Source organism: Skermanella rosea (assembly GCF_016806835.2).
Classification (GTDB): Bacteria; Pseudomonadota; Alphaproteobacteria; order Azospirillales; family Azospirillaceae; genus Skermanella; species Skermanella rosea.
This window is the reverse complement of sequence record NZ_CP086111.1, coordinates 915116-939389: the sequence shown is the minus strand read 5'-3', so window position 1 is coordinate 939389 and position 24274 is coordinate 915116. Positions and strand designations below refer to the sequence as shown.

General features: G+C 69.4%; 22 protein-coding genes. 12 read left to right on the top strand and 10 right to left on the bottom strand.

Annotation, left to right across the window (positions count from 1 at the left end; genetic code table 11):
- Position 1: 1 nt before the first annotated feature.
- From JL101_RS04385 to JL101_RS04375, 3 genes are all read right to left on the bottom strand, one after another.
- A complete protein-coding gene (locus JL101_RS04385; protein ID WP_203098330.1) occupies positions 2–589 on the bottom strand; it encodes an SET domain-containing protein in 588 nt (195 codons plus the stop codon).
- A gap of 81 nt (positions 590–670) precedes the next feature.
- On the bottom strand, positions 671–853 hold the full coding sequence (locus JL101_RS04380; RefSeq protein WP_203098331.1) for a hypothetical protein: 183 nt from the start codon (positions 851–853) through the stop codon (positions 671–673).
- Positions 854–971: 118 nt separating this feature from the next.
- A complete protein-coding gene (locus JL101_RS04375; RefSeq protein WP_203098332.1) occupies positions 972–1910 on the bottom strand; it encodes a hypothetical protein in 939 nt (312 codons plus the stop codon).
- Between the two features lie 236 nt (positions 1911–2146).
- Between JL101_RS04375 and JL101_RS04370 the strand changes: the two genes are divergently transcribed.
- Positions 2147–2356, top strand: coding sequence for a cold-shock protein (locus JL101_RS04370; RefSeq protein ID WP_158044056.1), 210 nt, complete (start codon positions 2147–2149; stop codon positions 2354–2356).
- A gap of 147 nt (positions 2357–2503) precedes the next feature.
- Here the strand turns inward: JL101_RS04370 and JL101_RS04365 are convergent, their stop codons facing one another.
- Positions 2504–4279, bottom strand: coding sequence for an SLC13 family permease (locus tag JL101_RS04365; RefSeq protein ID WP_203098333.1), 1776 nt, complete (start codon positions 4277–4279; stop codon positions 2504–2506).
- A 340-nt stretch (positions 4280–4619) separates the two neighbouring features.
- Between JL101_RS04365 and JL101_RS04360 the strand changes: the two genes are divergently transcribed.
- Complete coding sequence (locus JL101_RS04360) at positions 4620–5240, top strand: glycosyltransferase family protein (protein WP_203098334.1); 621 nt, start codon at positions 4620–4622, stop codon at positions 5238–5240.
- 7 nt (positions 5241–5247) lie between these two features.
- On the opposite strand, the gene JL101_RS04355 is transcribed toward JL101_RS04360, so the two are convergent.
- Complete coding sequence (locus JL101_RS04355) at positions 5248–5739, bottom strand: hypothetical protein (protein ID WP_203098335.1); 492 nt, start codon at positions 5737–5739, stop codon at positions 5248–5250.
- A 33-nt stretch (positions 5740–5772) separates the two neighbouring features.
- Positions 5773–6285, bottom strand: coding sequence for a DUF2780 domain-containing protein (locus JL101_RS04350; protein WP_203098336.1), 513 nt, complete (start codon positions 6283–6285; stop codon positions 5773–5775).
- A 320-nt stretch (positions 6286–6605) separates the two neighbouring features.
- On the opposite strand from JL101_RS04350, the gene JL101_RS04345 reads away from it, so the two are divergent.
- Both JL101_RS04345 and JL101_RS04340 read left to right on the top strand, forming a co-directional pair.
- Positions 6606–8786 (top strand): malate synthase G, encoded by a 2181-nt coding sequence (locus tag JL101_RS04345; RefSeq protein ID WP_203098337.1) that lies wholly within the window; start codon positions 6606–6608, stop codon positions 8784–8786.
- 122 nt (positions 8787–8908) lie between these two features.
- Positions 8909–9907, top strand: a complete 999-nt coding sequence (locus JL101_RS04340) for an NAD(P)/FAD-dependent oxidoreductase (protein WP_203098338.1) — start codon at positions 8909–8911, stop codon at positions 9905–9907.
- A gap of 26 nt (positions 9908–9933) precedes the next feature.
- Here JL101_RS04340 and JL101_RS04335 read toward each other — a convergent pair whose 3' ends face one another.
- Entirely contained in the window at positions 9934–10650 is a 717-nt protein-coding gene (locus JL101_RS04335) for a DUF1194 domain-containing protein (RefSeq protein WP_203098339.1), read from the bottom strand.
- Complete coding sequence (mutY, locus tag JL101_RS04330; RefSeq protein WP_203098340.1) at positions 10647–11777, bottom strand: A/G-specific adenine glycosylase; 1131 nt, start codon at positions 11775–11777, stop codon at positions 10647–10649. Before mutY ends, JL101_RS04335 begins: the two co-directional genes overlap by 4 nt.
- A gap of 109 nt (positions 11778–11886) precedes the next feature.
- On the opposite strand from mutY, the gene JL101_RS04325 reads away from it, so the two are divergent.
- From JL101_RS04325 to JL101_RS04295, 7 genes are all read left to right on the top strand, one after another.
- The gene (locus tag JL101_RS04325) at positions 11887–12351 is read left to right on the top strand and encodes a DUF721 domain-containing protein (RefSeq protein ID WP_203098341.1); all 465 of its coding nucleotides are present in this window, start codon (positions 11887–11889) and stop codon (positions 12349–12351) included.
- A gap of 84 nt (positions 12352–12435) precedes the next feature.
- Positions 12436–13206, top strand: a complete 771-nt coding sequence (locus JL101_RS04320; RefSeq protein WP_228435281.1) for a DsbA family protein — start codon at positions 12436–12438, stop codon at positions 13204–13206.
- Between the two features lie 58 nt (positions 13207–13264).
- Positions 13265–16726 (top strand): chromosome segregation protein SMC, encoded by a 3462-nt coding sequence (smc, locus tag JL101_RS04315; protein ID WP_203098342.1) that lies wholly within the window; start codon positions 13265–13267, stop codon positions 16724–16726.
- A gap of 113 nt (positions 16727–16839) precedes the next feature.
- Positions 16840–17982 (top strand): NAD(P)/FAD-dependent oxidoreductase, encoded by a 1143-nt coding sequence (locus tag JL101_RS04310; protein ID WP_203098343.1) that lies wholly within the window; start codon positions 16840–16842, stop codon positions 17980–17982.
- A 15-nt stretch (positions 17983–17997) separates the two neighbouring features.
- The gene (locus JL101_RS04305; RefSeq protein ID WP_203098344.1) at positions 17998–18507 is read left to right on the top strand and encodes a hypothetical protein; all 510 of its coding nucleotides are present in this window, start codon (positions 17998–18000) and stop codon (positions 18505–18507) included.
- A 135-nt stretch (positions 18508–18642) separates the two neighbouring features.
- Entirely contained in the window at positions 18643–19077 is a 435-nt protein-coding gene (locus tag JL101_RS04300; protein ID WP_203098345.1) for a CBS domain-containing protein, read from the top strand.
- A gap of 176 nt (positions 19078–19253) precedes the next feature.
- Positions 19254–20564 (top strand): OmpP1/FadL family transporter, encoded by a 1311-nt coding sequence (locus JL101_RS04295; protein ID WP_203098346.1) that lies wholly within the window; start codon positions 19254–19256, stop codon positions 20562–20564.
- A gap of 22 nt (positions 20565–20586) precedes the next feature.
- Here JL101_RS04295 and JL101_RS04290 read toward each other — a convergent pair whose 3' ends face one another.
- Complete coding sequence (locus JL101_RS04290; RefSeq protein ID WP_203098347.1) at positions 20587–21237, bottom strand: terminase small subunit; 651 nt, start codon at positions 21235–21237, stop codon at positions 20587–20589.
- 286 nt (positions 21238–21523) lie between these two features.
- Here JL101_RS04290 and JL101_RS04285 point away from each other — a divergent pair, with 286 nt between their 5' ends.
- On the top strand, positions 21524–22450 hold the full coding sequence (locus tag JL101_RS04285; RefSeq protein WP_203098348.1) for a phytanoyl-CoA dioxygenase family protein: 927 nt from the start codon (positions 21524–21526) through the stop codon (positions 22448–22450).
- A gap of 24 nt (positions 22451–22474) precedes the next feature.
- Here JL101_RS04285 and JL101_RS04280 read toward each other — a convergent pair whose 3' ends face one another.
- On the bottom strand, positions 22475–24148 hold the full coding sequence (locus JL101_RS04280) for a methyl-accepting chemotaxis protein (RefSeq protein ID WP_203098349.1): 1674 nt from the start codon (positions 24146–24148) through the stop codon (positions 22475–22477).
- Between the last annotated feature and the right edge of the window lie 126 nt (positions 24149–24274).

The window sequence follows — 24274 nt, the reverse complement described above, 5'->3', positions numbered from 1 at the left end:
CCTAGAACGGCAGGGCCAGCGCCGCATCATGGCGGACCGCGGCGGCGGCGAAGTCCGCGACGATGCCGAGATCCAGGTAGCGCTTCCGCAGGGCGGCCGGCAGGGTCGAGAAGCTGCGGACCACGCCGCGGCAGGTCCGCGACCCGCAGGCGCAGGCCATGTCCTCGTCCGGATGCTCCTGATGGGTGGAGTAGTCGTAGGTCAGTTCCTCGTTGGCCTCGATGTCGTACAGGGCGACCATGGAGAAGCCGTCGGGCCGGACCCTGAGGCCGCAATTGGGCTCGCAGCTGTGGTTGGTGAAGTCGTCCGGGCCGCCGTAGGGCGGGATGAACAGGTCGGAGCCGACCTGGAATATGTCGGCGTGGCTGTAGCCGGCCCTGGTGATCTCGCGGCGGCTCATCGCCCGTGCCAGATAGTCGGGGTCGGTGACCGTCAGGACGCTGGAGCCGGCGCGAATCGGCCGCGACGTGAACAGCCCAAGCCCCGCGGCCGCCGAAGGCGCCACGAAGAGGTAAAGGTATTGGGCAAGCTTCTGCTGTGGTTTCGGGGCCGCGGCGGAATGCCAGGCCCTCAGATCGATCGCATCCATCTCCCACCCGAAATCAAGCGCCAGGAGCGCCCAGGGTGGCGAGCTATAGTTAATTATGAGTTAACTAACTGATTCGATCGCTCAGGGGCGGCGGGCCCCGAGGGCCATGCGCAGGGGCCATCCCAGTCCATGGAGCAGGGCGACGGCGCATATGGCGAAAGAGGCGCCGCGGCCGGGGCGGCTCGCCGCGAAGCCGGTTTCCATCACAGAAACGGCAGCGATGATCAGATACAGGCAGACGAGCATCCAGAGGGTGGAGGACATGATGCGGGCCTTCGAACCGGTGACGGCAACGGGAGCCCGCATCCTGGCGAAAAAGGGTTAATACAAAGGAACCGGCCGGAAAAAGCCGGCCGGTCCCCCCTGTCCCGACCCGGAACCGTTACGCCGCGGTCAGGTCGTCGCGGCGGCGGGTACCCGAAGCACCGCCGATGGCGGCGGCGATCGCCCCCAGCAGCAGGGCGCCGAAGCCCCAGAGCGATGCCTGGCTGAGCGCGTTGGCGGTGGTGTCCGCCGCTTGCCGGGCCGTCTGCTCCGCCTGCTGGGCGGTCTGCTCGGCCTGCTGGCGAAGCTGGTCGACGCGGGTACGCGCCTCATCCTCGCTGATGCCGGCCTGTTGGCTGACGATCTGGATCGCCCGTTGCTCGGCCTGCTCGGCCTCCTGGCCGCCGCCGACGATGCGCGGAACCAGCGAAACCAGTTCGTTCTGGGCCGCCTCCGGGCTCTGGCCGGTCTGGTCGGCCGGCCGCATCAGGTTCTGGACCCGCTGCTGGATCTGCTCGGCGGACAGGCCGCTCGCGTCGGCCACCTGCGGAACCGCGTCGGCCACCGTGCTGGAGATGCCCGAGACGGCGTTGCCGACCGCGTTGAAGGCGCCGCCGATGACGCTGCCGATCGCGGAGGTCAGGAGCCAGAAGCTGACCACCAGGGCCAGCGCCCAGGTCAGCAGGCCGTGAAGCACGCCGTCGGTCTTCTCGAACGCGCCCGCCAGCCGGGCGGCGACGTAGCCGCCGACGATCAGCGCCACCAGGTAGCTGACGGCCCACCAGACCGCCGCGGTGGTGCCCATGGTGGTCGCTTCCGGGGTTCCCGCCCCTCCCTGCGCCGGATCGATCGTGGTCAGGCCCAGTCCCAGGCCCAGCATGCTGAGCAGCAACTGGACCGCCACCACCATCAGCGTGCCGCCGAGCACTGCGCCCCATGAAATCCTGCGATAGAGGCCGGGCTGGACCGCGACCGTTTCGGAGATGGCCCCCCTGCGGGCACCGGTTCCATTGGATGTGTCGTACACACCCTCTCGCAGCGGACGATGTCCTGTCATCTGATCTTTCCCTGGTGCTTCGGATGAGTGTTCCGGATCGGCACCTCGCGATCCTTCGTCCTGACAGAACATTTGGCGAGACGGAAGGTCACGCTTGCACGGAGGAGATGCAAAAAAGATTGGTGAGAAGATATACCACTGTCGCGCGCGCCGATCGTGACATTTGCGGCTTGCAACAGGCCGTAAGGCGAGACAGGGTTGGGAGGGTTGATAATACGGTCAGGGAGACCAAGAAAATGCCGACTGGTACCGTCAAATGGTTCAATGCCACGAAAGGGTATGGCTTCATCCAGCCCGATCAGGGTGGGCCCGACGTCTTCGTTCACATCTCCGCCGTCGAGCGCTCTGGCATGAGCGGCCTCAACGACGGTGACACCGTCAGCTTCGATCTCGAGAACGACCCCCGCAAGGGGAAGACCTCGGCCGTCAACCTGAAGCGGGTCTGACCAGGACCCGCGACCGGGAAAACGGGTCGATCAAGGAAGCGGAGGCGGCCCTGGGGGTCCGGCACTGGCGCCGGCGTGACGGAAGTCGCGTCCGGCGGCATAGCCGCGCTCCCGGGGCCGTTTTCATTTCCGGACGGGTCCCGGTCCTCACATCGGCCAGAAGACGCTGATCAGGAACGTGCCGAGCACGACGACCAGCACCGACAGCGGCAGGCCCAGCCGCCAGTAATCCCCGAACCGGTATCCCCCCGGCCCCATCACCAGCGTGTTGCACTGGTGGCCGATCGGGGTGAGGAAATCGCACGCGGCGCCGACCGCCACCGCCATCAGGAACGGATCGGGGTTGAGCCCCAGCCGCTGCGCCAGGCCCGCCCCGATCGGCGCCATCACCAGGACCGTCGCGGCGTTGTTGAGGAACGGCGTCACCGCCATCGCGACCGTCAGGATCAGCGCGAGAGCGCCCAGGGGCGGCAGCGCCGCGGCGGCGCCCGACAGCCAGCCGGCGATCAGGTCGGTGCCGCCTGTCGTCCGCAGCGCGTCGCTGACCGGGATCAGCGCCCCCAGCAGGATCAGGATCGGCCAGTCGACCACCTCGTAGGCTTCCTGGGGGCTCAGGACGCGGGTCAGCAGCAGCACGACCGCCGCCCCGAAGAAGGCGATGGTGACGCTCACCGCCTGGATCGCCACCAGCACCATGGCGACCGCCAGCACCGAGATCGGCAGATAGGCGTGGCGCTTGCGGCCGAGCTGCAGGTTCCGCTCGGCGAGCGGCAGGCAGCCCAGCGCCGCCAGCGTTTCCGGCATCGCGTCCTTGGCGCCCTGGAGCACCAGCAGGTCGCCCTGCTGGAAGCGGACCCGGCGCAGGCGCTGGCTGATCTGCCGGCCGCGCCGGCTGACCGCGACCAGGTTGACGCCGAACCGTTCGCGCAGGCTGAGCTGTTCGGCCGACCGGCCGATCATCTGGGAGCCCTGGGTGACCACCGCCTCGACCATGCCGACCTCGCCGCGCCGGGCCGACGCGACCTTGCCGTCCTTTTTCATCCCGATCAGTTCCAGCTTGGCGTCCTTCACGAGCTTCTCCAGCGCGTGGGTCTCGCCTTCCAGGACCAGGAGGTCGTCGGCGAACAGCGTCCAGGTGCCGGACGGAACGTAGCGCCGGTACCCCTCGCGGATGATGCCGGCGACCGTGATGTCGGCCTCCGCCATGCTTTCCAGGTCGAAGACGGTCTTGCCGACCAGCGGCGAGCCGGGCGTGAGGCGCACCTCCGTGGTGTAGTTCTCGATCGAGAACATCTGGTCGCTGGGCCCCCGCCCGCGCTTGCGCGGCAGCAGGCGCCAGCCGAACACCAGGAAGACCACGCCGGCCGCGGCGAGTCCGGCGCCGACCGGGGCGAAGTCGAACATGCGGAACGGCTCGCCCACGATGTCCTCGCGCATGCGCGACACGATGATGTTGGGCGATGTCCCGACCAGGGTCGCGACGCCGCCCAGCAGCGACCCGAACGACAGCGGCATCAGCAGGCGCGACGCCGGCTTGCCGGTCCGCCGCGAGATCTGGAAGGCGATCGGCATGAAGATCGCCAGCGCGCCGATGTTCTTCATGAAGCCGGACAGCACCGTCACGATCGACACCAGGATCGCGACCTGGGAATTGGTGGTCTTCATGTGCCCGACGAAGGGCTGGATCATCAGTTCGACGATGCCGGACCGGCCGACCGCGGCGCTGACCACCAGGGCCGACGCCACGATGATCACGATGTCGTCGCTGAATCCGCTGAACGCCTTGTCGACCGGGACGATCCCGCAGGCCACGGCGGCCAGCAAGGCGCCGAGCGCCACCACGTCGTAGCGGATCCTGTCCCAGATGAACAGGACGACCATGCCGATGACGATGGAGAAGGCGGCTGCCTGGCTGAATGACATGAAAAGCTCGTCCAAGGGAAAGTACTGATATCTAAGGTTGCCGGCGCAGGTTCGCATGGCAATGCAGGATACATGTCTCGGGACCGGCTGGGCAGGAACACGCATGTCCCGGCCCCGTTCCCGCTCCGGGACGGTCGGCCGCGTCGCATTCCGGATGGCAATTCGCACGCCCGGCAGAAAATTGTGAAAGAGCCGGACCCCTCAAGCAATCTGAATTGCGAATCGCGAATCAGAACCGCCTGCCGCCCGCGGAATCCATGCCCCTCCCGTATTAGGCCGAACGGCACGATCCGTGCAATCGGGACAGGACAAGTATAGCACTCACTGGGAGCACAGCGACATGAGCATAGATCTTGTCGTCTTCGGGGAAAACTGGGGTTGGCCGTCGAGCGGCACCTATCATCTGGTCCGCCATCTCGGCGCCGGACGCAAGGTGGTCTGGGTCAATTCACCGACCGTCGGCTGCTGCCCCACCTGCCCCCGCCTGAAGGGCGCGTCGCCCGCGGACGGCTACCGGCCGGACAGGATCCTGGCGCCGCTGACGCTGCCCTTCCCGACCGACCCCGCCGCGAGGGCGGCCAACCAGCAGTTGCTGGGCCACCAGATCCGCACCGCCATGGCGGCGCTGGGCCTGCGCCGGCCGATCCTGCTGACGTCGCGCCCGACGGCGATAGACGCGGTCGGCGAACTGGACGAGCATGCCGTGGTCTATCACTGCGACACCGATTTCGCTCGGCACGACGGGGCCGCCCACTGCCCGCTGGAGCAGCTGGAAAGCGAGCTGGCCCGCCGGGCCGACCTGATCATAACGGCGTCGCCCGCCCTGGCCGCCCGGTTTCCGGCGGGCAAGACGGTCGTCATGGCGCAGGCCGGTTCGGCCCGCGAGGAGATGGAGACGGGCTCGGCGCTGTGGCGGGCGCGCGCCGCGGAGGTCGCCCGCCTGATCGGAGCCCTCGGCTGAGCGCGGCTCAGGCCCGCGGCAATATCTCCACGGTCTCGGCAAGCAGCCGGCCGTCACCGCCGAGCAGCCTGGCCTTCCGCCCGAACAGGACGGTGCCCTCCTCCACCCGCCCGGCCTCGGCCAGGGCTCCGGCCGCGGTCACCCTGAAGAACGCGACCGGCTCGGTGGCGAAAGCGATCCCCTCCCGCTGAAGCGACTTGCCGAACGGAACCGAAGTCCCGGCGAGCCTTCGCAGGAGCGCGCCGTCCAGCGCGCCGGGCTCCACCCGGATCTCGGCGATCTCGACCGGCAGGCGGCCGGGCTCCGTCATCAGGACGACCCGCCGGACCAGCGCCGCCAGTTCGCCGGCCATGTCGTGACTGGCGACCTCGGCGACGATGTCGGCCCGCCAATGGTCGGTCAGCACGGCGGTCATGGATCGCCCGTGGTCCAGCAGGGCGCGGAACGCGTCCGGAAGCGCCGAGGCCGGCACCAGTTCGTGCGCGAGGACCGCAAGCATGTGATCGCGCGCCCCTGCGCCGGCCTGCGCCCGTCAGCCCGTCAGCGCGCCCTTGAGCAGTCCGGCGGCACCGCCCCCGCCGCTGGAGTTGAGATATTCCAGGACCACCGGCAGGAATTTGGTCGCCATGTCCGGCGACAGGCCGAGGGACGAGAAGGAGCCTGCCAGCGGGGCCAGGGCACCGAGGCCGCCGCCGCTCCCGCCTCCCATGCCGCCGAGCGCGCCGGACGCCATGCCGGCCAAGCCGCCGCCATCCGATCCGCCGCTATTCGCCCCGCCGGGCGCGGCGCCCATCAGCCCGCCGATGCCGGGCACCTGGTTCTCGACCTGCCCGAACTGGTCCGGGTTCATCCGCTGCTTGGCGAGGTTGAACAGCGCGCCGGCACCCCCCTCCGCCTGGGGCTTGCTGACGCCGAGCTGCGACGTCAGCGCGTTGACCAGCCCCCCGGCGTCGGCCGCGTCCGCGGCGCGGGGCATGCCGGCCGCCACGGCCAGCAACAGGGCGGAAGCGAGCATCAGGACCCGCGAGGAAGGGAATTGCCGCATGGTCTCTCGTCTCCATGGTGATTTCGAGCGTTGCAGCCCCGGGATCCGGCTCCGGGGAGCTGCGGCGGTGGCGTTGATGTGGGGCAGCGGTTCCGGACTTGCAACGCCGGTCTCCCGCGCCGGCAGCTATAGACCCCGGCCGGCCCGCGCCGCAACCTCCGCCGCAACCCGCGGAACGGCAGCCATGCCGACGGCATTTTTGACTCTGACGTTGATGCGGTGCACAAACACGCTTGACCTGACTATATACGGGGCATGCGCTCCGGCGGCGTGCCGGACGGGTTGACATGATTACGAACGAAATACAGGAGGATGGGGTTTTGAGTGAATGGATCCAGATCGGCGGACTTCAGGTCGCCGCCGAGCTTCACGAATTCATCGAGAAGGAAGCGCTGCCCGGAACCGGTGTGGAGCCCAGCCAGCTGTGGACCGCACTGGACTCCATCCTGCACGACCTGACTCCCCGGAACCGCGCGCTTCTGGCCAGGCGCGACGAGCTGCAGGCCAGGATCGACGCCTGGTACGGCGAGCACCGCGGCCGTCCGATCGACCTGGAGGAATACAAGGCCTTCCTGCGCGAGATCGGCTACCTGCTGCCCGAGGGCGAGGATTTCTCCGCCGCGACCGCCGACGTCGACCCGGAGATCTCGACGATCGCCGGCCCGCAGCTGGTCGTCCCGGTCATGAACGCCCGCTACGCGCTGAACGCGGCGAACGCCCGCTGGGGCAGCCTGTACGACGCGCTGTACGGCACCGACGCCATCCCTTCCGACGACGAGAAGACGCCGGTCGGCGGCTATGATCCGCATCGCGGCGCCAAGGTGATCGCCTTCGCGCGCCAGGTGTTGGACGAGGCGGCCCCGCTGACCGACGGCTCCCACGCCGACGCCGCCGGCTACGCCGTCGAGGGCGGCAAGCTGGCCGTCACGCTCAAGGGCGGCCGCACCACCGGCCTGAAGGACCCTGCGCGGTTCGCGGGATACCAGGGCGACGCGGAGTCCCCGTCGGCCGTGCTGCTGGCCAACCACGGCCTGCACCTGGAGATCCGGTTCGACCGCTCGCACTTCATCGGCAAGGACGACCCGGCCGGCATCGCCGACGTCGTGGCGGAATCCGCGCTGACCACCATCATGGACTGCGAGGACTCTGTCGCCGCGGTCGATGCGGAGGACAAGGTCACCGTCTACCGCAACTGGCTCGGCCTGATGACCGGCAAGCTCACCGCCACCCTGGAGAAGGGCGGCAAGCGGATCGAGCGCCGGCTGAACCCGGACCGCACCTATACCAAGCCCGACGGCGGCACCCTGACCCTGCCCGGCCGCAGCCTGATGCTGGTGCGCAACGTCGGCCACCTGATGACCATCGACGCGGTCAAGCTCAAGGACGGCGGCGAGGCGCCGGAAGGCATCCTGGACGCGGTCTTCACGACACTGATCGCGATGCACGACCTGAAGAAGGGCGAAGGGGACCTCCGCAACAGCCGCGCCGGCTCGCTATACATCGTGAAGCCCAAGATGCACGGCCCCGAGGAAGTGGCCTTCGCCGACGAGCTGTTCGGCCGGGTCGAGGACGCGCTGGGCCTGCCCAAGTACACGGTCAAGATGGGCATCATGGACGAGGAGCGCCGCACCACGGTGAACCTCAAGGAGTGCATCCGCGCCGCCAAGCACCGCGTCGCCTTCATCAACACCGGGTTCCTGGACCGCACCGGCGACGAGATCCATACCTGCATGGAAGCCGGCGCCGTGCTGCGCAAGGGCGACATGAAGGGCGCCAACTGGATCAAGGCCTACGAGGACTGGAACGTCGATACCGGCCTTGCCGCCGGGCTGAAGGGCAAGGCCCAGATCGGCAAGGGCATGTGGGCGATGCCCGACCGCATGGCCGAGATGCTGGCGACCAAGATCGGCCACCCGCAGGCCGGCGCCAACACCGCCTGGGTCCCCTCGCCCACCGCCGCGACGCTCCATGCGCTGCACTACCACAAGGTCGACGTGGCCGCCCGCCAGGCCGAGCTTGCCGGTAAGAAGCGGGCCACGGTGGACGACATCCTGACCATCCCGCTGGTCGAGCGGCCGAACTGGACGCCCGAGGCGATCCAGCAGGAGCTGGACAACAACGCGCAGGGCATCCTGGGCTACGTGGTCCGCTGGATCGACCAGGGCGTCGGCTGCTCCAAGGTGCCCGACATCAACAATGTCGGGCTGATGGAGGACCGCGCGACTCTCCGCATCTCCAGCCAGCATATCGCCAACTGGCTGCGCCACGGCATCTGCTCGGAAGAACAGGTGATCGAGACGATGAGGCGGATGGCCGCGGTGGTCGACCGGCAGAACGCCGGCGACCCGGACTACCGTCCGATGGCCGACGACTTCGACGGCAGCATCGCCTTCCAGGCCGCCCTCGACCTCGTCCTGAAGGGCCGCGAGCAGCCCAACGGCTACACCGAGCCGGTCCTGCACCGGCGGCGGCGCGAGCTGAAGGCCAGGCTGGCCGGCTGATCCCGGCCTGTTGGGTGACGCGCGGCCCCGGAACCGCGCGTCACCCCACCCAAACTAACCGGGAACGGCCGGCACCGAGTCCCGTTGATGGCTTCAGCCATAGCGTTGGAGTCGAAAGAACCATGACCGGCATGCTCGATTGTCTGATCGTCGGCGGCGGACCCGGCGGACTGACGGCCGCCATCTACCTCGTGCGTTTCAGGCGCAGCATCCTGGTGGTGGACGAGGACAAAAGCCGCTGCGCCTGGATCCCGACCTCCCATAACCATGCCGGCTTCATGGAGGGCATCAACGGCATCGAGCTTTTGGAGCGGATGCGGTGCCAGGCCCGGCAGTACGGGACCCGCATCGAGACCGGCTCGATCGCCTCGCTGCGCCGCCTGGGCGAGCACGGCTTCCGGGCCACCACCGCCGACGGCACCGAGCTTGACGCCGAGACCGTCATCCTCGCCACCGGCGTGATCGACGACCAGCCCCGCCTGCCCAACCTGTTCGACACGGTCCAGCGCGGCCTGATCCGCGTCTGCCCGATCTGCGACGCCTACGAGGTGATCGACCGCAAGGTGGCGGTGATCGGCCACGGCCGCGACGCCCTGGGCGAGGTGCTGTTCATCCGAGGCTACACGTCGGACCTGACCCTGCTGACGCTGGGCACGCCGATGAACCTGACGGCCGACGATCGGGCCAAGCTGTCGGACCTGGGCATCGCGATCGTCGAGGAGCAGGTGGAGCGGGTGACCGAGGAGGCCGGCCGGATCACCAAGGTGATCCTGAAGAGCGGCACGGAGCTTGCCTTCGACACGCTCTATTCAGCCCTCGGCACGCTGGCCCGCTCGACGCTGGCCGGCCAGCTCGGCGCCGAGATGAACAACCAGGGCCGCCTGGTCGTGGACAGCCACTGTCAAACCTCCGTCCCCGGCTTCTATGCCGTGGGCGACGTGGTGGAGGGGCTGAACCAGATCTCCGTCTCCATGGGCCAGGCGGCGGTCGCGGCGACCGCGATCCACAACCTGTTGCGCCAGCGCGACGGCCTGATCCCGCCCGGCCGGACGCCTACCGACCCCAAGCCGAAGCGGACGGAGGAGACGGTGCTGGCGAGCGACGCCCAAGGTGCGCGGTGATCTCCCCCGGCGGGTGGGCCGGTTGATCAGCGCGCCGCCAGCCGCCGCCGTTCCGGCACCCCGTCCCCGCCCGCGATCTCCTCCACCAGCTTGCGGAGGATGGCGTCGGCGAAGCTGTCGCGGTTCTCGGCGGTGCGGACGAAGGAGAACGGACCGCCGATGACGCTCTCCGCGTAGTACTCCTCCAGCCAGTCGTACTCGTCCAGGATCGCGAGGGCGTTGATGGTGACGCCCCGAGCCACGGCGCGGTCGCGGGCACCCTCGACGTCCACGCCGCTGTTGCTGAATCCGTTGCTGGAGATGTCGATGACGCGGCGCGGCGCGTCGAAGCCGTTGCCGTCGAACAGGCCGGCGGCCCGGTCGATGGCGCTGCCCATCGCGGTGCTGCCGTCCAGGGGAGGTCGCGTCGCCGCGCCGATGCGGTCGGCGAAGCCCTTGGCGTCGGCGGCGTCGGCGACGCGCGTCCAGGGCACCACGGTCTCCAGCGTGTTGGGACCCGCCCACTGCACCAGCGTGACGGCGACCGACCGGGTGCCGCCGACGGTCAGGGACTCCGCCACCTCGGCGCTTCGGAAGGCGGCGGCGTGGCCGCGCAGCTGGAACTCCAGCGCGCCCGTCGTGATGCTGCCCGACGCGTCCACGGCCATCACCAGTTCAAGGTCGACCGGCTGCTGGTCCGCCCGTGCGGCGGCGCCGGCCAGCAGCAGGAGAACGGCCGCGGCCAGGCTTCGGATGAGGATCATTCGGGAACTCCAATGCTGCCCAGCGCATGCCGTACCACCTTGCGCATCACCGTGGGAACGGCGTGCTCCGACAGCCGGTCGACCGGCACCCAGATGCCGTCGGCCCGCTTCCAGCCGTCGCAATCCCCGGCGCCGAGTCGAGCCGCCGCGACCTGAAGTTCCAGGTGAAAATGGGTGAAGGTATGGCGGACCAGCCCCGGCAGCAGCCGCCAGGACGCAGCAAACGGCGCCTGGACCGACGCGGCGGCCAGGCTCTGGGCCGGCCGCTCCAGCCAGTCGCCCGACGGCACCTCGATCATGCCGCCCAGCAATCCGCTCTCGGGGCGGCGGCGCAGCAGCACCGCGCCGTCGGGGTTGAGCAGCCAGAACGCCGTGCCGCGGCGGGTCGGCTTGTCCGCCTTGGGCGTCTTGCGCGGCAGCGATTCGGCGATGCCGGCCGCCCGTGCGGCGCAGCCGTCGTGCCAGGGGCATTGCGGGCATCTCGGCTTGCGCGGCGTGCAGACCGTGGCGCCCAGGTCCATCACGGCCTGGGCGTAGTCGCCGGAGCGCCGGTCCGGCGTGATGGTGTCGGCCAGCGCGCGGAGCTTCTCCTTGGAGCCCGGCAGCGGCTCCTCGACCGCGAAGAGCCGCGCCATGACCCGCTCCACGTTGCCGTCCAGCACGGTGGCGCGGCGGTCGAAGGCGATGGCGGCGACGGCCGCGGCGGTATAGGCGCCGATGCCCGGAAGTTGCCGCAATTCCTGTTCATTATCGGGAAACCGGCCGCCGTACCGGTCGGCCACCACCCGGGCGCACTTGTGCAGGTTGCGCGCCCGGGCATAGTAGCCGAGCCCCGCCCAGGCATGGAGGACGGCGTCCAGGTCGGCCGCCGCCAGATCGGTGACGGTAGGCCAGCGCCGCAGGAACTCCTGGAAATAGGATCCGACGGTGACGACCGTGGTCTGCTGCAGCATGATCTCCGACAGCCAGACATGGTAGGGGTCGGCGGTCCTGCCGGCCGGCGCGCGCCAGGGCAGCACGCGCCGATGGCGGTCGTACCAGCCCAGCATCGACCGGGCCAGTTCGTCCGGTTCCAGGGTCCGGGCCGGCGGCGCGGGGAAAAGGCTTGGTTCCGAGTGCAATGTCATGGTGTGTTGTCGCCCCGCAACAGGTGCTTTAACAATAGCTTCGATGAGAATAATCTCTGCGCTCCGTTTACCCACCCGCTTCAGTCCCTCACGTTTCGGAGATCCCCCAATGGCAGCCCCCCGCCCTCTCGCCAGAATCGTGCCCAAGGTGGCCGGCAAGGCGCTGGGCAAGCGCGGCATGGCGTTCGGCACCCTGATCACGGACTGGCCGACCATCATGGGGCCGGAACTGGCCCGAAGCACCCTGCCCCAGAAGCTGGCCTTCCCGCCCGGCCAGCGCGAGGGGGCCACGCTGCACCTGAAGGTTTCCGGCGCCGCGGCGCTCGACGTCCAGCACTCCGAACCCCAGGTGATCGAGCGGATCAACGCCTTCTTCGGCTACCGGGCCGTCGACCGGATCAAGCTGATCCAGGGCCCCCTGCCCGGTGCGCCGCGTCGCCCCAAGATCCAGCGCCCTATGACGCCGGAGGAGGAGGCCGACATCCAGCGGGCGGCAGGCCCGATCGAGGATCCCACCCTGCGCGACGCGCTGGTGCGGCTCGGAAGGGCGATCCACGCCAAGACGGGATCCTGAGCCCGCCCCCTTACCCCGTCCAGTGCTTGCCCGATCGGGTAGGCCGACCTTATACTCACTAGCTCTTGTATGCAGGAGGGCATCTTGCGCCGCTATATGCTGGGATTGGCCATGGTCGCCGTGGTCGCTGTTGGGGCCGGCGTCGGCCTCGTGAACACCGGCGTCATCGCCAAGGAGAAACCGGCACCCGAAGTCATCGCGCCCGCGCAGGCCGGGACCGTCCCGGACGACGACTCCACGCCCAAGCCGACCCAGGTGGTCCAGGCCCAACTCGCCCAGGGCCAGGCGACCCAGGCCCAGGTGGCCCAGGCCGCCGAGAAGAACGACCCGCTGAGCGAGCGCGTGCTGGGCGACCCCAACGCGCCGATCACGATCCTGGAATATTCCTCGCTGACCTGCCCGCACTGCGCCAGCTTCCACGCCAACACGCTGCCGCAGCTGAAGAAGGACTATATCGACACCGGCAAGGCCAAGCTGGTTTTCCGCGACTTCCCGTTCGACCGGGCGGCGCTCCAGGCCAGCATGCTGGCCCGCTGCTCCAACCCGGAGCGGTACTTCGGCTTCCTCGACGTGCTGTTCAAGAGCCAGAACAAATGGGCGGGCGCCAGCGATCCGACCCAGGCCCTGGCCCAAACCGGCAAGCTGGCCGGCGTCGGCGAGCAGCAGTTCCAGGCTTGCATGGGCAACGAGGCGCTGGCCAACAAGCTGATCGAGCGCCGGCTGGAGGCCGAGCAGAAGTACCAGGTCCAGTCCACGCCGACCTTCGTGATCCTGCGCGGCGACACCACGGAAAAGATCGTGGGCGCCCAGCCGATCGCCGAGTTCGCCCGCGTGCTCGACAAGCTGGGCTCCTGAGCGGCGCTCGGACCGGCGATCGCAGCAGGTACTGGACAGGATTGGGGTCGGCCGCGCCGTGCAGTTCGTAAAGCTCCGCATCTCGGGCTTCAAGTCGTTCGTCGACCCCACCGAACTGGTGATCGAGCCGGGCATGACCGGCATCGTCGGCCCCAACGGCTGCGGCAAGTCCAACCTGGTCGAGGCGCTCCGCTGGGTCATGGGCGAGACCTCGGCCAAGAAGATGCGCGGCGACGACATGGACGACGTCATCTTCGGCGGGACCGACAGGCGGCCGGCCCGCAACATCGCCGAGGTGACGCTGGGGGTGGACAACTCGCGGCGCACCGCCCCCGCCGGCTTCAACGAGTTCGACGACCTGGAGATCCAGCGCAGGATCGAGCGCGGCTCCGGGTCCGACTACCGGATAAACGGCAAGCTGGTGCGCGCCCGCGACGTCCAGCTGCTGTTCGCCGACAACGCCAGCGGCGCCAATTCCCCGGCATTGGTCAGCCAGGGCCGCATCGGCACCATCATCAACGCCAAGCCGACCGAGCGCCGCGTCCTGCTGGAGGAGGCGGCCGGCATCACCGGGCTGCATTCCCGGCGCCACGAGGCCGAGTTGCGCCTCAAGGCGGCCGAGGCCAACCTGATGCGCCTGGACGACGTGATCGTCACCATGGACGCCCAGCTCGGCACGTTGCGCAAGCAGGCGCGGCAAGCCTCGCGTTACCGGAACCTGAGCGAACATGTCCGCCGGACCGAGGCGGTGCTGCTCCATATCCGCTGGGTCGCGGCCCAGGCGGCGCTCGCGGCGTCGCGGCTCGCCTTCAACGATGCCGAGGTGCTGGTGCGCGACCGAATGGGCGAGGTCGCGGCCGAGACCACCCGGCGCGCCGCCGACGCCGAGGGGCTGCCCCGCCTCCGCCAGGCCGAGGCCCAGGCGGCCCAGGCGCTCCAGCGGCTGGTGATCGCCCGCGAGGCGCTGGACGCGGAGGAGAAGCGGGTCGCCGAGGCCCGGACCGCCAACCAGCGCCGGCTGGCCCAGGTCGCCACCGACCTGGCGCGCGAGCGGGCGCTGGCGGAGGACGCCGGGACGGCGCTGGCCCGCCTCGCCGACGAGCGGGACGGCCTGATCGAGGAACAGGGCGACGAGGCCGCCGTCGAGGAGGCCGCCCGCGAGTCCCTGGCCGAGGCCCGCGAACGGGTCGAGGCGCTGGACCGCGAACTGACGGCGCTGACCGAGCGGACCGCCGCGGACGAGGCCCGCCGCACCGCCCTTCAGCGGCAGTCCGCCGAGCTGGAGCAGCGGCTGGCGACCGCGACCCGCCGGCTCGACGAGCAGCAGCGCCAGCGCGCGGCCCTGGAGGCCGAGCTGGCGTCCCGTCCCGACATCGAGGCGGCGGAGGAAGCCGTCGCCGCCGCGGAGGAGGCGCTGGACCTCGCCAGAGACCGGGCGGAGGCGGCGGAACACGCCAAGGCGGCGGCCGAAACCGCGCAGGCCCGCAGCCGCGAGGCCCAGCAGGCGGCGGACGGCGCCCGCGCCCGGCTGAAGGCGGAGGAGAGGGCGCTGTCGGAGCTTCTGGAGTCCGGCTCCGGCGACCTGTTCCCGCCGCTGATCGATGCCGTCACCGTGGCGCCGGACTACGAGGTGGCGATCGCCGCGGCGCTGGGCGACGACCTGACCGCTCCGCTGGACGAGGCCGCGGCGGTCCATTGGCGGGCTCACCCGGCGCTCGACCATACCGCGCCCCTGCCCGCCGGGGCGGAGCCGCTGGCCTCCCGGGTCAAGGCACCCCCTGCCCTGGCCCGCTGCCTCGACCATATCGGCGTCGTCGCGGGTGCCGAGGAGGGTAACGCCCTGGCCCCGACCCTGCTGCCCGGCCAGATCCTGGTCACGCGCGACGGCGCCTCCTGGCGCTGGGACGGGCTGTCGGTCGCGGCGGGCGCCCCGACGGCGGCCGCGATCCGGCTGAAGCAGCGCAACCGCCTCGCCGAGCTTCGCCTGGAGTTGGAAAGCGCCGAGGATACCTCCGCCCATGCGCGGGAGGAGTTCGAGGCCGCCCGCACCGCCGCGTCGGAGGCCGCGGTCCAGGAACGGCGGTGCCGCGACGCCGTGCGGGACGCCTTCGGCGTGGTCGGCCGCGCCCGCGACCAGCACGCCAAGCTGGCCCAGGCGGCCGCGGCGGCGGCCTCCCGCCTGACCGCCCTGGCCGAGGCGGTGGAGCGCCTGGACGCCGACCGGCGCGAAGCCGAGCGCCAAGTCGCCGAAGCCCGGGCCGCCTTGGACGCGCTGCCCGACTCGGGACAGGCACGGGAGCGGGTCGCCGACCTGCGCGCCACCCTGGCGGAGACCCGCGCCGATCTGGTCGGCCGGCAGAACGCGCTGGACCGCATCCTGCGCGAGGCCCAGGGCCGGCGCCAGCGCCTCGCCGCGATCGAGGCGGAACGGCGCGGCTGGACCGGCCGGTCCGACGGGGCGGACGAGCGGCTGGCCGAACTGATGGAGCGCGCCGAGACCGCGAAGGCGGAACTGGAGGAGCTGGCCGGCCGCCCGGACGAGATCGAGTCCGAGCGGGCCGACTTGGCGACCCGGATCGCCGATGCCGAACGCGTGCGCAAGCGCGCCGCCGACACCCTGAACGAGGCCGAAGCGACGCTGGCCGCCACCGAGAAGCGCCTGAAACAGGCGGAGACGGGGCTGGGCGACGCCCGCGAGGCCCGGGTGCGGGCGGAAGCCGCCGTGGCCTCGGCCCGCCAGACGCTGGAGGCGGTGCGCGAGCGGATCGCCGAGAAGCTGGAATGCGCGCCGGAGCAGACGGCCGCCCTGGCCGACCTGCCGCCCGGCGAGCCGCTTCCCGACCCGGCCGGCATCGAGGCGCGGCTGGAGAAGCTGGTGCGCGAGCGCGAGAACATGGGCCCCGTCAACCTGCTGGCGGAGGCCGAGGCGGCCGAGCTGGACCAGCAGATCGCCGGCATGCAGAGCGAGCGCGCCGATCTGGTCGCCGCGATCGGCCGGCTGCGCCAGGGCATCTCCAGCCTCAACAGGGAGGCGCGGGAGCGTCTGCTGGCCTCGTTCGAGACGGTGGACCGGCATTTCCAGGACATGTTCGTCCGGCTGTTCGGCGGCGGCAAGGCGTACCTGAAGCTGACCGAGGCGGAGGACCCGCTGGACGCCGGGCTTGAGATCTATGCCAGCCCGCCGGGCAAGCGGCTCCAAGTGCTGTCCCTGCTGTCGGGCGGCGAGCAGGCGCTGACCGCGCTGTCGCTGCTGTTCGCCGTGTTCCTGACCAACCCGGCGCCGATCTGCGTGCTGGACGAGGTGGACGCTCCCCTGGACGAGGCGAACGTCGACCGCTTCTGCACCTTGGTCGAGGAGATGGCCCGCGTCGGCGCCACCCGCTTCCTGATCATCACCCACCACCGGCTGACCATGGCCCGCATGGACCGGCTGTTCGGCGTCACCATGGGCGAGCGGGGGGTTTCCCAGCTGGTTTCCGTCGACCTGCGCCGCGCCGAGGAACTGCGGGGCGCCGCCTGATCCCGCCAGTCCATTCCGTGGACATCCTCCTCCAGGGGATGTGACTAAGCGGTCCGCAGGGCATAGACTATGGGAAATCCCTGAACATCGACGGCGGACCGGTACTGCGCACCATGACTTCCTGCGACTTCCTGATCATCGGCGGCGGCATCGCCGGAGCCTCCGCGGCCTACGAGCTCTCGTCCCGCGGCCGAGTCGTGCTGCTGGAGCGCGAGGCACAGCCGGGCTACCACTCGACCGGCCGCTCCGCCGCCCTCTATACCGAGACCTACGGCAACGCCGTGATCCGGGCGCTGACCGTCGGCAGCCGGCCCTTCTACGACGCCGCCGTGGCTTCGGGCTTCGCCGAGCATCCGGTGCTGACCCCGCGGGGCGTGGTGCTGGTCGGGCGGAATGACCAGAGGGACGGCCTGGACGGCGCGTTCCGCACCGGCAGCGTGCTGACGCCGTCCGTGGAGCTGCTCGACCGCGACGCGACCCTGGCGCTCGCCCCGATGCTGCGGCCGGACTATGTCGCGGGCGCGGTGTGGGAGCCGGACGCCATGGACATGGACGTCCATGCGATTCACCAGGGTTATCTGCGCGGGCTGCGCGCCCAGGGCGGCGAGGTCGTGACCGACGCGGAACTGATGGGGCTGACTCGCCGGGAAGGGACTTGGCGGGCGGAAACCCGCGCCGGGACCTTCGACGCCCCCTGGGTCGTCAACGCCGCCGGGGCCTGGGCCGACGCGGTCGCCGGGATGGCGGGGCTGGCCCCGGTCGGCTTGGTGCCGAAGCGCCGGACCGCGATCACCTTCGATCCCACGCCGATCCCCGACGAGGCCGGCCTGCCCCGCTGGCCGATGGTTTGCGACGTGGACGAAACATTCTATTTCAAGCCCGAGGGCGGCCGGCTCCTGGGCTCGCCGGCCGACGAGACGCCGGTCGAACCCTGCGACGTCCAGCCGGAGGAACTCGACATCGCACTGACGGTTGACCGGATCGAGCGGGCGTGCCTGTTCAAGGTCCGGCGGATCAGCCACCGGTGGGCTGGGCTCCGGACATTCGCGCCGGACAAGAGCCCGGTGGTGGGACCCGACCCCGAGGCCGAAGGATTCTTTTGGCTGGCCGGCCAGGGCGGCTACGGCATCCAGACGGCGCCGGGCATGGCGCGGACCGCCGCCGGGCTGCTGGCGGACGGCAGGGTGCCGGAGGACCTCGCCGCCCTCGGAGTGAAGGCCGTGGATCTGGCGCCGGAGCGGTTGCGGGCGCCCTGAGCGAGGATGCGAACGATGATGTCCCTGGCGGCATTCCCCCTGCGCCCCGCCCTGCTGGGCCTCAGCGCCGCGGCGCTGGCGTCCTGCGCCAACCCGCGCGCCGACGAAGCGCTGTTCGCCCAGACGGCCTTCGTCGGCATGCCCAAGGAGACTCTTCTGTCCTGCGCCGGCGTCCCGGAACGGATGGCCACGGTCGACAACCTGGAATACTTCACCTACACCAGCAACCGGACGGTGGTCTACCAGAGCTATACGCCGCTGATGGGCTTCAGCCGCTATCCCTATCATGGCTACGGCTACGGCTTTCCCTACTACGGCTCCTTCGCGCCGACCTACGATTTCCGCAATTTCAGCTGCCAGGCGACCTTCACCCTGCGGAACGGCGTCGTCGAGCGGATCGTCTATGGCGGACCGGAGGGCATCGGCGGCAGCCAGCTGGCCCAGTGCCAGACCATCATCGAGAACTGCCTGGCCCAGATTCCCGGGCGCCCTGTCCAGAACGGCGTCCAGGGTCAGGGACAATAAAGAGAGGAGCGACAACTCCGGCTTGCACGGCGCCCCGGGAATGGACGTATCATGGCCTGTCGATTGACAAGACCAATGATGGCGGTCCGCCCGCATCTTGCCCACGGGCCGCCTTGACAAGGAGGAGCAGGTTCCATGCATGTCGCAGCCGTCATCAAGCGCAAGGGCTCCAGCGTCATCTCCATCGCGCCCGAGCGAACCATCGGGGAGGCCGCGAACCTGCTGACCGAGAACCGGATCGGCGCCGTCCTGGTGATGGACGGCAACGAAGGCATCCGCGGCATCATCTCCGAGCGCGACATCATCCGCGCCCTGACCAAGTTCGGTGCCGACACGCTGAACCGGCGGGTCGAGGAGGTCATGACCCGCAACGTGCAGCAGTGCTCCCCCTCCGACACCATCGCCGAGATCATGACCGTCATGACGACCCGGCGCTTCCGCCACCTTCCCGTGGTCGAGAACGGCAAGCTGCTGGGCATGATCAGCATCGGCGACGTGGTCAAGCAGCGGCTGGACGAGACCGAACTGGAGGTGGAAACCCTGCGCGGCTACGTGACCGGACAGGGGTGACACCGGCCTGCCCTGTCAGGCCCGTGTAGACGGAGCGCCACACCTGCGGGCGCTTCGTCTCCCTCCCCGCACGGGGGTCTTGACGTTTACGTAAACTGCTAGTAGCCCTTTCTCCCATACCTGCGGAAAAGATCAACGATCCGCGGAAGAAAGAATCAAACGGGAGAAGACACCCAATGAATCCCATCAAGCGCTTCCCGGGACGTGCGACGGCACACGTCCTGGTCGCCACCTCGGCGATCGCCCTGCTCGCCGGCACCCAGGCCGTCCAGGCCGCCGGCTTCTACATCAAGGAGCAGAGCGTCACCGGGCTGGGCCGCGCTTTCGCCGGCGAGTCCGCGATCGGCGAGGACGCCAGCACCATCTTCTTCAACCCCGCCGGGATGACCCGGCTGGAAGGCCCCGAGGCGACCGCCGGCGTCCATCTGCTGATCCCGCGCGCCGACCTGGAGAACCGCGGCTCGACCGCGACCGTCCGGACGCCCGCCGGGGCGCTGACCCGCCCGGTCGGCGGCAATGACGGCGGCAATCCCTATGATCCGACGCCGGTGCCGAACGCCTATTTCGCCTATCCGCTGATGGACCGGGACCTGTGGGTGGGATTGGGAGTTTCCGCCCCGTTCGGCCTCGCCAACAAGTACGACGCCAACTGGTTCGGGCGCTACGACTCGATCGAGACGGACCTGCTGACCCTCAACATCGCGCCCAGCGTCGCGTACAGGGTCAACGACTGGATCTCGATCGGCGGCGGCATCGACATCCAGTATGCCGACGCCAAGCTGACCAACGCGGTGTTCACCGGGACCGGCCCCGACATCATCTCCAAGGTGGAGGGCGACGACTGGACGTTCGGCTACAATGTGGGCGTGATGTTCGAGCCGATCCCGACGACCCGGATCGGCATCCATTACCGGTCGCAGGTGGAGCACACGCTTGACGGCGACGTGCAGCTGAGCCGGGCCGGCACCACATTCAACACCTCCCCCGGCACCGCGGACCTCAACCTCCCCGACATTATCGCGGTCGGCGTCGCCCACGAGCTGACGCCGAAGCTGACCCTGATGGCGGAGTACAACTGGTACGGCTGGAGCAACTTCGAGGAGATCCGCGTCAAGCGGCCGGGCCTGCCCGATCAGGTCGTCGGCCAGAACTACGAGGACACCTTCTCGCTGGCCATCGGCGCCCAGTACGAGCTCAACGACGCCTGGACGGTCCGCGGCGGCTTCCAGTACGACGAGACCCCGACGGTGGACAATTTCCGCTCGACCCGGACGCCGGACGCCGACCGGTACTGGCTGAGCGCGGGCGCCTCCTACGCCCTGTCGGAGAGCTTCGTCGTGGACGTGGCCTATACCCACATCATCATCGACGACGCCGACATCAACACCACCCAGCCCGGCGCCGTCGCGGCCTTGTCCACCAACACGCGCGCCGTGAGCGAGGGCAGCGTCGACATCATCGCGGCGGCCCTGCGCTACAAGTTCTGAGGCGCGGCGCGGCGGGGCCGGTTTAAGCGGCGCGGCGGTCCCGGTGCCCTTGGCGGCCCGGGCCGCCGCCCTGCTCGCGGTGGCGGAACGGCTTCTGCGTGGGGTTTGCCGAAGTCGGCCGCCCGGCGGCGGCGGGCGGCGGCGCAGGGTCACTATCCGGGGTCACTGTTTCGGCCCGCCCCCCTGCCGACACCTCGGCCGGCACCTCGGCCGGCATCTCGGCCACCGGGGCGTCGTCATCCTCGGCCGGGTCGAAATCCAGCTGCTCCAGGTCGGCGTCGGGATGCGGGGCGTCGCTGACGTAGTGGTGGGGAATCCGCTTGTCCCGGATCACGCCGCGCAGTTTGAGCCGCAATTCGACCGCGCGCAAGGCGAGCGACAGCGACTTCCTGTCCATGGCCTCGGCGATGATGGTCTTGACGGTCTCCGCCGCCTCCTCCAGGTCGGCCTCGTGGCTGGCGGCGCGGGCGGCACGGAGCTGATCGACCCGGATGCGGATTTCCGGCTGCGTCATCAGGAAGGCTCCGCGCTGCTTCGCCCCGTTCGGCGAATAGCCCGCCCGCCGGGCCGCCTCCGCCCCGCCGACATTCTCGGCCATGGCTTGGCAGAACGCCTCCTGGTGGGCGGTCAGGCGGATCACCGGGGTGGATGAGGAATGTGGGGCTGGTTGCATGGCGGCGGACCTTGGGCGGAAGCGGAGGATGCATAAATTTATCGGAGCCTTTAAAAACAAATCAAGAACGATGAGCGTGGAGGTAAATCGGCCGGATCCCTGTCGCAATCCGATTTCCCTACCCGTCCGGCGCGACCTTTGCGCTCAGGGCGGCGCGTTCGGGAATCCCGGCGGCTTTCGGCGCCACGACCTCGGATTAGAACAACTTCCGGAATGATTTTCGTTACCCGTGCGTGGAAGATGACGGCATTGGATCAACTGTAACTAGTTTCGTTCGGAGATCGAATTGACCGTCCTCGACGTGGTTCTCCACAAGACGCTCCCGTTCGACATGCGCTGGAACCTAGTGAAGCGCCGGCCCCGGGTGGCGCTCAGCAAGCATCAGATCGACACTTTCTGGAAGGAGGGGTACCTGACGATCCCCGACTTCATCGATACCGCCCAGGTCGACGAGATCGACCGCTCCTTCCAGCGGCTGTTCCGGACCCGTGCCGGCTGGAAAGAGGGCGACTTCTACGACATCGCCGGGCTGGACCAGGGCGACGAGTTCAAGCTGCCGCAGCTGCTCCACCCCGCCAAATACGCGCCGGAACTGCTGCGCACGGCGTTCTGGGCCAACGCCGAGGCGGTTGCGAAGACCCTGCTCGGCGCGGACGCGCGCTTCTCGTTCGATCACGCGATCAGCAAGCCGCCGCATCCCGACTCCGCCACTCCCTGGCACCAGGACCAGGCGTTCCACCGGGCCGGAAGCCATGTGGAGAACATCACCATCTGGCTGCCCCTGCAGGACGTGGACGAGGAGAACGGCTGCCTGACCTTCGTTCCGGAGAGCCATACCGGGCCGATGCTGACTCACCGCAACTACCGCGACGACAAGCGGATCGAGGGCCTGGAGGCGGTCGGGGTCGATCTGGACAAGGCCGTGACGGTGCCGCTGCGCAAGGGCTCCGTCTCGATCCACCACAGCCGCACGCTGCACTATGCCGGGCCGAATCTCTCGAATCAGCCCCGTAAGGTCTATTCGCTGCTGTTCGCCGTGCAGAAGCCGGAACCGGTGGTAGCGGTCGATTATCCCTGGAACGTGGACAAACCGACCGCCCGGCTGGAGCGCAAGCGGGCCTACGAGCAGCGCTGGTCCAACAGGGCGCAGCGGAGGATCAAGAACGCCCTGTCGAGCACCCTGCACCGGGTCATCGGCCGAAGCGGCGGCTGAGACGGGGGATGGGACGGGCCGCGGCTACGCGGCGCGCATGTCGTTGAGGAACTGCTTCACCTGGGCCCGCAGGTAATCGAACTGCTTCGTCACCTCCTGGCTCGCCTCCAGCAGCTGGCGGGTCGTCTGGCTGGCGTCGACCACTCCCAGCGTCACCACGTTGATGTTGCTGGCGACCGCCTGGGTGCCGTTGGCGGCGTGGGCGGCAGCCTGCGAGATGTCCTGGGTGGTGATGTTCTGCTCCTCCACGGCGGCGGCGATGCCCGAAGCGATCTCCCGCGCGCCGTCGGCGACGGCCGAGATCGTGCGGATCTCCTCCACCGCGCGGTTGGTGACCTGCTGGACGCCCATGATCTGGTGGGTGATCTCGTCGGTCGCCTGGGCGGTCTGGCTGGCCAGGGCCTTGACCTCCGACGCGACGACGGCGAAGCCCCGGCCGGCTTCTCCCGCGCGCGCCGCCTCGATCGTGGCGTTCAGCGCCAGCAGGTTCGTCTTGCCCGCGATGTCGTTGATGAGTTGGACGATGTCGCCGATCTTGAGCGCCTGGGCGGCTAGGTCGGCGATGGTCCGGCTGGTCTGGTCGGCGGCGGTGGCGGTCTTGCGGGCGACGTCCACGCTCTCGTTGATCCGCTGGGCGATCTCGCTGGTGGTGGCGGACAGCTCCTCCGTCGCGGCGGCGATGTTGCCGACGTTGGAGATGGTGTTGTCGGTGGCCCGGGTGATTTCCGCGGTGCCGCGCTCGGCCTCGTTCATCTTCTCCGACATGGCGCGGGCGAAGGAGGCCATCTCCTCAGCCGACCGCGACACGGTGTCGAGCACGGACGCCATCTTGCGGTCGAAGTCGTTGGCCATGCTGCCGACCATCTCGACCCGCTTCTGCTCGGCCTCCGCCTTCAGGCGGTCCTGCTCGCGGGCGAAGTCGAGGACCTTGAGGGCGTTCTCGCGGAAGACGCCGACGGCGCGCGCCATCGTGCCGATCTCGTCGCCGCGCCGGATCAGGTCCAGCTCGAAATCCAGGTCGCCGCGGGTGATCTTCGCCATGGCTTCGGAGATGACCCCGGTCGGGCGGATCACGACGAGTCGCAGCAGCAGGTAGAGCGCGGTCACGAGTGCCGCCACGATCCCGATGGAGATCAGGGCCGACGCCATGGTGTCGTCCGCGATCGCCTTCATCACGGCGGCGCGGCTCCAGGCCACCGCCAGCGTGCCGATCCGCTCGCGCTGGGCGCCGAACGCCACCGGGATGATCATGTAGGTATGGTCGTCGGTCGAGGCCGTGACGATGTTGCTGTCCGCCGGCAGCTTGTGGGACTCGACGAAGGCCTGGAGCAGGGCCTTGTCGAAGCCGGGCTGAGCGAACTCGTTCAGGAGCTTGCCGTCGGCGGCCTGCACGATCACCCCGTCCAGCCCGGCGCGGGGGTTCTGCGCGATCTCCTTGTAGGAGTTGGCGAGTGCCTCGGTCCGCGCATATTTCACCGCGCTGGACATGTTGTCGCCCAGGGTCGCGGTGAGGATGGCGTTGCTGTCGTCGAAGGTGCTGAGCGCCAGGACACGCGACGTGTAGCTCTGATAGGCCACGAGCCCGCCGAGTCCGCCGATCAGCAGCAGCGCCACGGACAGGATGACTTTCTGGTTGATGCTCCTGAGCGAAAACCTGCTCCTGCCCGGCCCCGAGCCTTGCTCCTCACGCCCTCCCATCACGAACCCTCCTTAAACCCCCAAAGCCGACTTCCACGGGTTGCGCACCCTGGGAGCGCCACGATGCGGCTCGCGAACCGATGGCGGGATCCCGGCCCTAGAATAGTCGGAAGTTCGGGATTGTGT

What these genes read in the sequence shown, in the direction of transcription:
- JL101_RS04325 (WP_203098341.1), top strand. Translation starts at nt 11,887, where the DNA reads ATGGCAGCCCCCCGCCCTCTCGCCAGAATCGTGCCCAAGGTGGCCGGC.
- JL101_RS04365 (WP_203098333.1), bottom strand. Translation starts at nt 4,279, where the DNA reads ATGTCATTCAGCCAGGCAGCCGCCTTCTCCATCGTCATCGGCATGGTC.
- JL101_RS04310 (WP_203098343.1), top strand. Translation starts at nt 16,840, where the DNA reads ATGACTTCCTGCGACTTCCTGATCATCGGCGGCGGCATCGCCGGAGCC.
- JL101_RS04340 (WP_203098338.1), top strand. Translation starts at nt 8,909, where the DNA reads ATGACCGGCATGCTCGATTGTCTGATCGTCGGCGGCGGACCCGGCGGA.
- JL101_RS04385 (WP_203098330.1), bottom strand. Translation starts at nt 589, where the DNA reads ATGGATGCGATCGATCTGAGGGCCTGGCATTCCGCCGCGGCCCCGAAA.
- JL101_RS04280 (WP_203098349.1), bottom strand. Translation starts at nt 24,148, where the DNA reads ATGGGAGGGCGTGAGGAGCAAGGCTCGGGGCCGGGCAGGAGCAGGTTT.
- JL101_RS04360 (WP_203098334.1), top strand. Translation starts at nt 4,620, where the DNA reads ATGAGCATAGATCTTGTCGTCTTCGGGGAAAACTGGGGTTGGCCGTCG.
- mutY (WP_203098340.1), bottom strand. Translation starts at nt 11,777, where the DNA reads ATGACATTGCACTCGGAACCAAGCCTTTTCCCCGCGCCGCCGGCCCGG.
- JL101_RS04380 (WP_203098331.1), bottom strand. Translation starts at nt 853, where the DNA reads ATGTCCTCCACCCTCTGGATGCTCGTCTGCCTGTATCTGATCATCGCT.
- JL101_RS04350 (WP_203098336.1), bottom strand. Translation starts at nt 6,285, where the DNA reads ATGCGGCAATTCCCTTCCTCGCGGGTCCTGATGCTCGCTTCCGCCCTG.
- JL101_RS04335 (WP_203098339.1), bottom strand. Translation starts at nt 10,650, where the DNA reads ATGATCCTCATCCGAAGCCTGGCCGCGGCCGTTCTCCTGCTGCTGGCC.
- JL101_RS04295 (WP_203098346.1), top strand. Translation starts at nt 19,254, where the DNA reads ATGAATCCCATCAAGCGCTTCCCGGGACGTGCGACGGCACACGTCCTG.
- JL101_RS04300 (WP_203098345.1), top strand. Translation starts at nt 18,643, where the DNA reads ATGCATGTCGCAGCCGTCATCAAGCGCAAGGGCTCCAGCGTCATCTCC.
- JL101_RS04355 (WP_203098335.1), bottom strand. Translation starts at nt 5,739, where the DNA reads ATGCTTGCGGTCCTCGCGCACGAACTGGTGCCGGCCTCGGCGCTTCCG.
- JL101_RS04305 (WP_203098344.1), top strand. Translation starts at nt 17,998, where the DNA reads ATGATGTCCCTGGCGGCATTCCCCCTGCGCCCCGCCCTGCTGGGCCTC.
- JL101_RS04290 (WP_203098347.1), bottom strand. Translation starts at nt 21,237, where the DNA reads ATGCAACCAGCCCCACATTCCTCATCCACCCCGGTGATCCGCCTGACC.
- JL101_RS04375 (WP_203098332.1), bottom strand. Translation starts at nt 1,910, where the DNA reads ATGACAGGACATCGTCCGCTGCGAGAGGGTGTGTACGACACATCCAAT.
- JL101_RS04370 (WP_158044056.1), top strand. Translation starts at nt 2,147, where the DNA reads ATGCCGACTGGTACCGTCAAATGGTTCAATGCCACGAAAGGGTATGGC.